The sequence below is a fragment of the Yoonia sp. genome, assembly GCF_042093035.1.
Classification (GTDB): Bacteria; Pseudomonadota; Alphaproteobacteria; order Rhodobacterales; family Rhodobacteraceae; genus Yoonia.
In genome coordinates, this window is the sequence record NZ_JBELFI010000102.1 from 1 (window position 1) to 9,361 (window position 9,361).

At 57.7% G+C, this 9,361-nt stretch carries 12 protein-coding genes; all 12 read left to right on the forward strand.

What is annotated here, in order from left to right:
* Window positions 1-299 precede the first annotated feature (299 nt).
* A complete protein-coding gene (locus tag ACFDSS_RS11695; protein ID WP_375255920.1) occupies window positions 300-1,109 on the forward strand; it encodes a hypothetical protein in 810 nt (269 codons plus the stop codon).
* A complete protein-coding gene (locus tag ACFDSS_RS11700) occupies window positions 1,100-1,294 on the forward strand; it encodes a hypothetical protein (RefSeq protein ID WP_375255921.1) in 195 nt (64 codons plus the stop codon). Before ACFDSS_RS11695 ends, ACFDSS_RS11700 begins: the two co-directional genes overlap by 10 nt.
* A 25-nt stretch (window positions 1,295-1,319) precedes the next feature.
* Window positions 1,320-2,498, forward strand: a complete 1,179-nt coding sequence (locus tag ACFDSS_RS11705) for a D-alanyl-D-alanine carboxypeptidase family protein (RefSeq protein WP_375255922.1) — start codon at window positions 1,320-1,322, stop codon at window positions 2,496-2,498.
* Complete coding sequence (tmk, locus tag ACFDSS_RS11710) at window positions 2,495-3,103, forward strand: dTMP kinase (RefSeq protein WP_375255923.1); 609 nt, start codon at window positions 2,495-2,497, stop codon at window positions 3,101-3,103. The genes ACFDSS_RS11705 and tmk overlap by 4 nt, the downstream gene beginning before the upstream one ends.
* Window positions 3,100-4,206, forward strand: coding sequence for a DNA polymerase III subunit delta' (locus ACFDSS_RS11715; RefSeq protein WP_375255924.1), 1,107 nt, complete (start codon window positions 3,100-3,102; stop codon window positions 4,204-4,206). The genes tmk and ACFDSS_RS11715 overlap by 4 nt, the downstream gene beginning before the upstream one ends.
* 11 nt (window positions 4,207-4,217) lie before the next feature.
* A complete protein-coding gene (locus ACFDSS_RS11720) occupies window positions 4,218-5,006 on the forward strand; it encodes a TatD family hydrolase (RefSeq protein WP_375255925.1) in 789 nt (262 codons plus the stop codon).
* A complete protein-coding gene (locus ACFDSS_RS11725; RefSeq protein WP_375255926.1) occupies window positions 5,003-5,803 on the forward strand; it encodes an MBL fold metallo-hydrolase in 801 nt (266 codons plus the stop codon). Before ACFDSS_RS11720 ends, ACFDSS_RS11725 begins: the two co-directional genes overlap by 4 nt.
* A gap of 75 nt (window positions 5,804-5,878) precedes the next feature.
* Window positions 5,879-6,808, forward strand: a complete 930-nt coding sequence (locus tag ACFDSS_RS11730; protein WP_375255927.1) for an AEC family transporter — start codon at window positions 5,879-5,881, stop codon at window positions 6,806-6,808.
* A 38-nt stretch (window positions 6,809-6,846) separates the two neighbouring features.
* Window positions 6,847-7,026: a hypothetical protein gene (locus ACFDSS_RS11735; RefSeq protein WP_375255928.1), complete on the forward strand. Its 180-nt coding sequence runs from the start codon at window positions 6,847-6,849 to the stop codon at window positions 7,024-7,026.
* Between the two features lie 253 nt (window positions 7,027-7,279).
* Entirely contained in the window at window positions 7,280-8,158 is an 879-nt protein-coding gene (locus ACFDSS_RS11740; protein ID WP_375255929.1) for a metal ABC transporter substrate-binding protein, read from the forward strand.
* Window positions 8,155-9,024: a manganese/iron ABC transporter ATP-binding protein gene (locus ACFDSS_RS11745; protein WP_375255930.1), complete on the forward strand. Its 870-nt coding sequence runs from the start codon at window positions 8,155-8,157 to the stop codon at window positions 9,022-9,024. Before ACFDSS_RS11740 ends, ACFDSS_RS11745 begins: the two co-directional genes overlap by 4 nt.
* On the forward strand, window positions 9,021-9,361 hold a 341-nt coding region (locus ACFDSS_RS11750; protein ID WP_375255931.1), incomplete at its 3' end, for a metal ABC transporter permease. The genes ACFDSS_RS11745 and ACFDSS_RS11750, both read left to right, overlap by 4 nt.

A 9,361-nucleotide genomic window follows, 5' to 3' on the forward strand; every position in this document is an offset into this window, starting at 1 on the left:
CCTACGTCGGTTTTCAAGACCGGTGCATTCAACCACTCTGCCACTCCTCCGACACCTGCCTGTTAGCCTGTCGGTTCTGATTCGAAAAGCATCATCGTTCCCTTGCGAATATCCGTCGACAAATTGGCGATCAGCCTTTCAAAACGCACCTCACGGCGCTATCTTTGGCGTCAAGCTGGCCGATTGTTCGCGAACCGCGACTTGTTCGGACGATTGGGCAGTCCTTGGGTGGCAATAAAAATGGCCTTTCATGGCATCGCCTTGCGCAAACGCGAGGCAACAAAAAGGGGCAATGGGCAATGAAAAGACGCGCAATGATGCAGTTCAGACGGCGGGTGCCGGTCATTACACTCGCCGCGGTTTTACTGGCGGCCTGTACTGAAACCGGCGGATTTGCACTGCCTGGACTGGGCCAATCGGGTCCAACCACAACAGCACCCCCGGACGCTGCCCCTACACGCACCTCGCAAGAACGTGACGTGGAACGCCCCGATATATTTGAAGTCAACGATCGTGGACTTTGGGATGGCCGTCCCTCGCTTGGCGGTGTCTGGGTGGCCCACCCCGATGTGCAGGACCCTGAGCGTGTCGTGATCCGCAACATCGAAAACGGCCGAGAGGTCAAGGGCGCTTTGTTCCGTCGGGAGCGTGACAACCCCGGCCCTCCTTTGCAAATCTCGTCGGACGCTGCTGAAACTCTGGGTGTTCTGCCCGGTGCCCCGACCCAGTTGAGTGTCGTTGCTTTGCGTCGTGAAGAGGTGGCGTTGCCGCCAGATCCAACCGAAAACCCTATTGTCGAAAGCCTTGAAGCCCCCGTCAACATTGAAGCAGAACCGCTCACACCCGTAGAGGAGCCTGCGGTCGCGGCGGCACCTGTGCCAGAGCCAACGCCTGAGCCTGTCGTCATCGCACTGCCGCCCGCGGTGGAAGCCGCAACAGCGGCAATTGAAGACGCTGCATCGGCCGCTACCACAGTCGCTGAAGCGGCACCGGAGCCTTCCCCTACTGTGCCAGCTGATGATGTCATCGATGTGTCGAGCGTTCTCACCGCGCCCCCCCCCCCGCGGATGGCCCGCGGGCACAGGTTGGTGTTTTCAGCATGGAGCTGAACGCGAATGCATCGGCCGGTCTGATTATCGAGAACGGCATAAATGCCGTTGTGCTGCCCGAAACGATGGGTGGCCGCACCGTCTGGCGTGTGATTGCCGGACCCATGTATGATGAAACTGGGATTGCGCAACTCAAGGCACTTGGATTTGTCGATGCCTATATCGCGGCGGACGCTGATGAATAACTTATCCAAAGAGAGGACCCAAATGATGCCATTGACCGCACTTCGCCGGTTTGCCTTTACCGTCTGTCTGATGATTGCGCCCGCCTTCCTGCAGGCGCTCGAAACGCCAGCCCGTGCTGCGTATATTTTCGACCAGACCACGGGGACGGTGCTCTTGTCCAAGAACGCACAAGAACCGCTGCCGCCTGCGTCAATGTCAAAGCTGATGACGATCTACATGACGTTTGAAGCTGTCGCCGATGGCCGGCTTGCGATTGATGAGATGCTTTCGGTGTCATCAAATGCCGCCAGTTATGCCGGGTCGTCGATGTTTTTGGACACCACCGACCGGGTATCTGTCGAAGACCTGTTGCGCGGTGTCATAGTTTTGTCAGGCAATGATGCAAGCGTCGTTCTGGCCGAAGCCTTGTCGCCGGATGGAACAGAGGCCGGGTTTGCACGACTGATGACGGAACGTGCGCGCCAGATGGGGATGATGAACTCTACTTTCGTGAATGCCAGCGGCTGGCCTGTTGCCGGCCACCGCATGTCAATGGAAGATCTGGGCATACTGGCCAATCGCCTGATTACCGATTTCCCGACGTTCTATCCGATTTTTGCGGAAACGGAATTTGCCTTTGACGGGCGGGTGCCTTCAAATTCACGCAATCGCAACCCGGTTCTGACGTTGGGCATGGGTGCGGATGGGCTGAAAACAGGCTTTACCGACGAGGCCGGATACGGTCTTGTCGGCTCTGCCAAACAGGATGGGCGCCGGATTATCTGGGTATTTACCGGGCTGGATTCACGCCAGGCGCGGCGTGAGGAATCGATCAAAATGATGAATTGGGCGTTTCGCCAGTTTGCCCAGGCAGACGTCGCGACCGCCGGCACAGAAATCGCCAACGCAGAGGTCTGGATGGGCGACGCGCCCTCTGTCGGGCTGACTGTCGTCGAAGATCTGTCAATCCTCGTGCCCGCCCTCAATCAAGACGAGGTAACTGCGCAGGTGGTTTATGACGGCCCGATTGAAGCGCCGATCGTGGCAGGCCAGAAATTGGGGGAATTGGTCATCAATTTTAGTTCGCTTCCCGAAAAACGCATCCCCTTGGTGGCTGACGCAGATGTCGCACGCGGCGGTTTCGCCACACGGATGCGGACGGCCGCCTTGGTGCTTTGGCAGAAGTTCGGGCCAAACATCGACAGCACAGCAGAGGGCGCATGAGCCAGCCGCGTTTCATTACGTTTGAAGGCATAGATGGTTCTGGAAAATCCACGCAATCGCGGCGCTTTGCGGACCATTTGCGTGCGAAAGGTGATGACGTCGTTATGACACGCGAACCGGGCGGTAGTCCGGGGGCCGAGGAAATCCGCCAGCTTTTGTTGACCGGCGATCCGGACCGCTGGTCTGCCGAAACTGAGATTTTGCTGTTCACCGCGGCACGGCGCGATCATCTGGAAAAGACAATAGAGCCGGCACTTGCGGCGGGAAAAACCGTGGTTTCTGATCGGTTTGCTGATAGCACACGGGTTTATCAGGGGGCAACGCGTGGTGATCTGCGCGGGATGGTTGATAGCCTGCATCGGTTAATGATTGGTCGCGAACCTGACCTGACGTTCATTATCGATATGGACCCTGCCACCGCGCTGGACCGTGGTCTTGCGCGCAAATCCGGCGAAGATCGTTTCGAGGACTTCGGTCTGGCGTTTCAGGAAACACTTCGCCATGGATTTTTGGCGTTGGCCCATGCAAACCCTGATCGTTGTGTCTTGATTGACGGCGACCGGACCGCCGACCAAATCGCCAGCGAAATCGCGGCCCACGCATGAGCGATGATGCCGTACCGGAGCCAGACCGCGTAGCCGGGGCGCCGCATCCGCGGCAGACCGCAGCGCTTTTTGGACAGGCGCAGGCAGAGGCTGGTTTTCTGGATGCCTTCACCGCAGGGCGTCTGCACTCCGGCTGGTTAATCACCGGACCTCGCGGTGTTGGCAAAGCGACGCTGGCATGGAAAATCGCAACTTTTCTTCTGGCCGACCAACCGACAGGCCTGTTTGGCGATCCATCCCTTGCCGTTGATCCAGAGCATCCGGACGCAAGGCTGATCCAATCCGGCGCGCATCCACGGCTTTCGCTGATCCGCAGGCCTTGGGATGAGAAAACAAAGAAATTGAAGTCCGAAATTACCGTGGACGCGGTCCGCAATATTAAAAGCTTCTTTCATATGTCAGCGGCAGATGGCGGCCGCCGCGTGGTGATCGTTGATGCCGCCGATGAGCTGAACCGCAATGCGGCCAACGCGATCCTCAAGGAGCTTGAAGAGCCACCGGCGCTGACAACGATCCTGCTGGTCGCCCACCAACCGTCACGGCTGTTGCCCACGATCCGTTCGCGGTGTCGGGAGTTGCGTTGCGTGCGTTTGGGGGCGGAAGATCTTCAGCAGGCTTTGGCGCAAGCGGGCCATCCGGTGGCGCAATCCGAGAGCCTTGCGACATTGGCCGGGGGCTCCATTGGTGATGCGATCCGCCTGCTCAGTCACGATGGGTTGTCGCTATACGCGGAATTGGTCAAGACGCTGAACGGGTTGCCGCGCGTTGACCGCCCGTCCGCATTGCGCCTGGCGGATACCTGTGCGGGGCGGGGTGCTGATGTGCGGTTTGGCATGACATTGGATTTGATCGACCTGTTTTTGTCGCGGGCGGCGCGTGCCGGGCTGATGGGCGAACCCTCAACGCAAGGCGCGCCCGGCGAGGCGCGACTTCTGGCCCGTATTGCTCCAGATGCGCGGGCGGCCCGCGCTTGGGCCCAGCTTCAGCAGGAATTGACCGACCGTTCACGTCATGGGCGCGCTGTCAACCTTGACCCTGCGGCACTGATCCTTGATATGATTTTCAAGATCGAAGAGACCGCAAACGCCACGGCCGTCGCCTGAAAGCAGCCCGCATGACCCAAAGCCTTCTTGTTGATAGCCACTGCCACCTCGATTTTGCCGACTTTGATGCGGCGCGCGATGATGTGGTGGCGCGCGCGCTTGAAGCTGGCGTGACCCGTATGGTGACGATCTGCACCAAGCTGCGGCTTGAGCCGCGGGTGCGGGCCATCGCGGAAAGATACGCATCGGTTTTCTACGCGGCAGGTACGCACCCGATGAGTGCGGCGGATGAACCTTTGGCCACGGTCGATGAATTGATTGCCTTGGCCGATCATCCCAAATTTGTCGGGATCGGTGAAACCGGCCTCGACTATCATTACACGTCCGAAAGCGCCGAGATCCAAAAGATGTCCCTGCGTGTCCATATTGCAGCCGCCCGCGAAACAAAGTTGCCGCTCATTATCCACGCCCGCGCGGCAGATGATGACATGGCCGCGATCCTGCGCGACGAATATGCAAACGGCCCCTATGCTTGCGTGATGCATTGCTTCTCCAGCAGCGTATCATTGGCCAAAGCCGCACTGGATTTGGATTTCTACCTGTCGATGTCTGGCATTGTGGCTTTTCCCAAAAGCCAGGAATTGCGCGATATTTTCGCAACCGCACCGGTTGACCGCGTATTGGTCGAAACCGACAGCCCCTATCTGGCACCACCTCCCCATCGGGGTCGGCGCAATGAACCCGCCTATACCGCTCATACCGCCCGCGTGGGTGCAGATGTCTTCGGCCTCAGCTACGCAGACTTTGCCGCGCAAACAACGGCCAACTTCGACCGCCTTTTCTGGAAGGCCAAAGGATGAGCGACACAATCCGCTTTCGCATTCTTGGCTGCGGGTCTTCGGGGGGCGTGCCGCGTCTGGGCGGGCTTTGGGGGGCTTGTGACCCTAAAAATCCCAAAAACGCCCGGTCACGCTGTTCGCTGCTGGTCACACGGCAATCGGGGGGTGGCGTTACGCAGGTGTTGATTGACACATCACCCGATATGCGCAGCCAGCTTCTGTTGGCGCAGGTCGCGACCCTGGACGCGGTTGTCTACACGCATGGCCATGCCGATCATGTGCATGGGATCGATGACCTGAGGATGATTGTCTTTAACATGCGCCAGAGATTGCAGGTCTGGGCAGACGGCGACACCTCCAACGATCTTCTGGGGCGGTTCGGCTATGCTTTTGTGCAACCCAAAGGGTCAAACTACCCGCCGATCTGCGAACTCAATGCGATCAACGGCGATATCGTCGTTGGCGGAGCCGGGGGGGAGATCACATTGACCCCCTTTGAGGTCGAACACGGACGGATCGACGCCTTGGGGTTCCGCATCGGCGATGTGGCCTACCTGCCGGATGTCTCCAGCATTCCCGACAAGGCCTGGGCGCAATTGCAAGACCTCGACTGCTGGATCGTGGATGCGTTGCGGCGCGATCCGCACCCGACACATTCGCATTTGGCCAATACGCTGGAATGGATCGACCGCGCTGCGCCACGCCACGCAATCCTGACAAACATGCACAATGATCTGGACTACGCGACAGTCGCCGCCGAAACCCCCGATCACATCGAACCGGCCTATGACGGATTGACCTGCACGATCAAGCTCTGACCCTTCTTCCGAGCAAAAATATCCCCGCCGGAGGCATCAAAGTCGCGGCGCAGCCGCTATCCAAAGGACCCGCCAATGGCCGCTCTTCTTGATGTGATCCTGCCTGTCTTTCTGGTGATGGGATTTGGCTATCTGGCCGTCTGGAAAAGGTATTTTAGCGATACTGGCGTGGATGGGCTGATGAAATTCACCCAGAATTTCGCAATTCCCAGTTTGTTGTTTCGGGCAATTTCGACGCTCGATCTGGAGCAGAATTTTGATTTGGCTCTTTTGGGCAGTTTCTATGCCGGGGCATTGGCGGGTTTTGCGGCAGGGCTTCTGGGCGCGCGCTTCCTGTTCGGACGGGATTGGGAAGACAGCGTTGCCATCGGCTTTTGTGGCCTGTTCTCCAATTCTCTGCTGCTTGGCCTACCCATTACCGAACGTGCCTATGGCGTCTCCGCGCTGCAAGCGAACTACGCCATTATCGCGATCCATTCGCCGTTTTGCTACGCGGTCGGCATCACTGCGATGGAGATCGCGCGCAACCGTGGCGGCAGCATGAGGGCATTGCCGCGCAAGGTGCTCAAGGGGATGTTCAACAATGCGCTAATCTTGGGCATTACCCTCGGTTTCATCGTGAACCTTGGGGGCGTTCCGATGCCAGAAGTGGCCACGGACGCGATTGATCTTATGGTGCAGGCGGCCTTGCCAGCCGCCTTGTTTGGATTGGGCGGTGTGCTTTACCGTTACCGCCCGGAGGGTGATATGCGCATCATCCTCTTCGTCGCTGCTGTGTCCTTGGTCCTGCATCCACTCATCGTCTGGGGTCTGGCGCGGGCCAATGATCTCAGCGATGCGGCGCTGCGCTCTGCCATTTTGACGGCTGCAATGGCACCGGGGATCAACACTTATGTTTTTGCCAACATGTACGGCAAGGCCCGGCGCGTTGCGGCTTCGGCTGTATTGATCGCGACGGGCTTGTCGATCCTGACGGTCTGGCTGTGGCTTTCCCTTCTGCCTTAAGCGTGCAACAGGCTTTGTATCATTTACCAGAAGAAAGGATGGAACCTGTCGCCGCCATTGAGGAAGCAACGCGCAATCGCATCCGCCCGATCTTTATGTCGCCGCTGAAAAGCGTGATAGGGATGTTTCCCGATGTCGGCTTTCCCGGCAAAGGATCGGGCTTTATCGCGGCCTTGGCGCTGTCGTCGTGGGTGGGCTGTCGATGTCCGCGTTTCTGACGCTGTTGACCGTGCCTCCGCTGCTGTGGCTTTGCCTGCGCAAGTTGAAACCCAAAGAAAAGGAGATTTCTCTGGCAACACCTGCGCAATAGTTGCAAAGCGTCTGGGCGGGCCACAACTGCGCATGTCAAAATGGCCTGTCCGATGTGTTTTGGTCTTGCGATCTATCGTGTCTTGTATGTATTGCGAATAAGTCGCATAAGCAAAACCTGTGTTGACGCTCCTCGCGCGAAAGGACAATGGATTGACGATAATGAGATCTTTCTTGGGTGCTGTCTGTGTGACAGCACTGGCCACCTCTGCATTTGCTCAGGACCGTTTCAAGGCGGTCACGACCTTTACAGTGATTGCGGATATCGCGCAAAACGTGGCAGGCGAGGCCGCCATCGTTGAAAGCGTCACAAAGGCAGGCGCGGAGATCCACGGCTATCAGCCCACGCCGCGCGATATCATCCGTGCGCAGGATGCAGATCTGATCCTCTGGAACGGGCTGAATCTTGAGTTATGGTTCGAACAGTTCTTTTCCAACCTCACCGATGTGCCAAGCGCAACTGTCAGTGAAGGTGTCGAATTGATGAGTATTTCGTCGGGTGAATATAACGGTAAGCCAAATCCTCACGCGTGGATGAGCCTTGAGAGCGGGCTGATCTACGTTGACAACATCCGTGATGCCTTTGTCGAACATGATCCCGAAAATGCTGACATCTATATCGCCAATGCCGCTGCATATAAGGCAGAGATATCTGCAACGATTGCGCCTATTCGTGAAGCCATCCAGAAAATACCGCAAGACCAGCGCTGGCTTGTCAGTTGCGAGGGCGCCTTCAGTTACCTCGCCCGTGATTTCGGGATGCAGGAGCTTTATCTCTGGCCGATCAACGCGGATGCCCAAGGCACCCCGCAACAGGTGCGCCGTGTCATTGACAAGGTGCGCGAAAACAATATCCCCGGCGTCTTTTGCGAAAGCACTGTCAGCCAGGCGCCAGCCGAACAAGTCGCCCGCGAGACCGACGCGGAATACAAGGGCGTCCTCTACGTTGATAGCCTGACAGAGGCGGACGGCCCCGTGCCGACATACCTTGATCTGCTGCGCGTCACCTCTGAAACCATTGCAAAAGGTCTGACCGAATGACCCAAGTACCCGGCCTGATCTCGCGTGACGTGACGGTGACCTACCGCAATGGTCACACTGCCTTGCACAACGCGAACTTTGAAATCCCCACTGGTACGATTACCGCGCTTGTGGGGGTGAACGGAGCCGGAAAGTCCACGCTGTTCAAGGCGATAATGGGCTTTGTTCCAGCAGCAAGGGGTGAGATTTCGATCCTTGGAATGCCCGTGAAAGAGGCTTTGTCGAAAAATATCGTGGCTTATGTTCCCCAATCCGAGGAGGTTGACTGGACCTTCCCGGTTTTGGTGGAAGATGTGGTGATGATGGGACGCTACGGGCATATGGGCTTTTTCCGCCGTCCCAAGCCGGCAGATCAAACGGCCGTGACCGATGCGCTGGCACGGGTGAACATGTCAGACTATCGCTACCGCCAGATCGGTGAATTGTCAGGTGGGCAGCGCAAGCGTGTGTTTCTTGCGCGGGCGCTGGCACAGGAAGGTCGGGTGATCTTGCTTGATGAGCCGTTCACCGGCGTTGACGTGCAAACCGAGGACGCCATTGTCGCCTTGTTGCGCGATCTGCGCGATGAGGGGCGGGTGATCCTTGTGTCCACCCACAATCTTGGCTCTGTGCCGGAATTTTGTGACCGCACGGTCTTGGTCAAAGGCACTGTGCTGGCTTACGGGCTGACCGAAGAAACCTTCACCCGTGAAAACCTTGAAGTGGCCTTTGGCGGGGTGCTGCGCCATTTCGTGCTGGGTGGTTCGGATCTGCATGACGACGATGACAGTCGCGAAATTCGTGTCATTACCGATGATGAGCGCCCGTTTGTCGTTTATGGCGACGACGCCAAAGAGACCCCCGACCGCGAGAAAGAGCCAAGTTGATGGATCTTCTGCTGGAACCCTTCGGCTATGGCTACATGTTCAATGCCATGTGGGTATCGTCTTTGGTGGGCGGTATTTGCGGGTTTTTGTCGTCCTATCTGATGCTGAAAGGCTGGTCGCTGATAGGTGACGCACTGAGCCATTCGATCGTCCCCGGCGTTGCAGGGGCCTATATGCTGGGCTTGCCTTTTGCGCTTGGTGCCTTTGCAGCGGGGGGATTGGCAGCGGGTGTGATGCTGTTTTTGAACCAAAGATCAGGGCTGAAAGAAGACACGATCATCGGTTTGATCTTCACGTCTTTTTTTGGTTTGGGCCTCTTTATGGTTTCGCTGGCGCC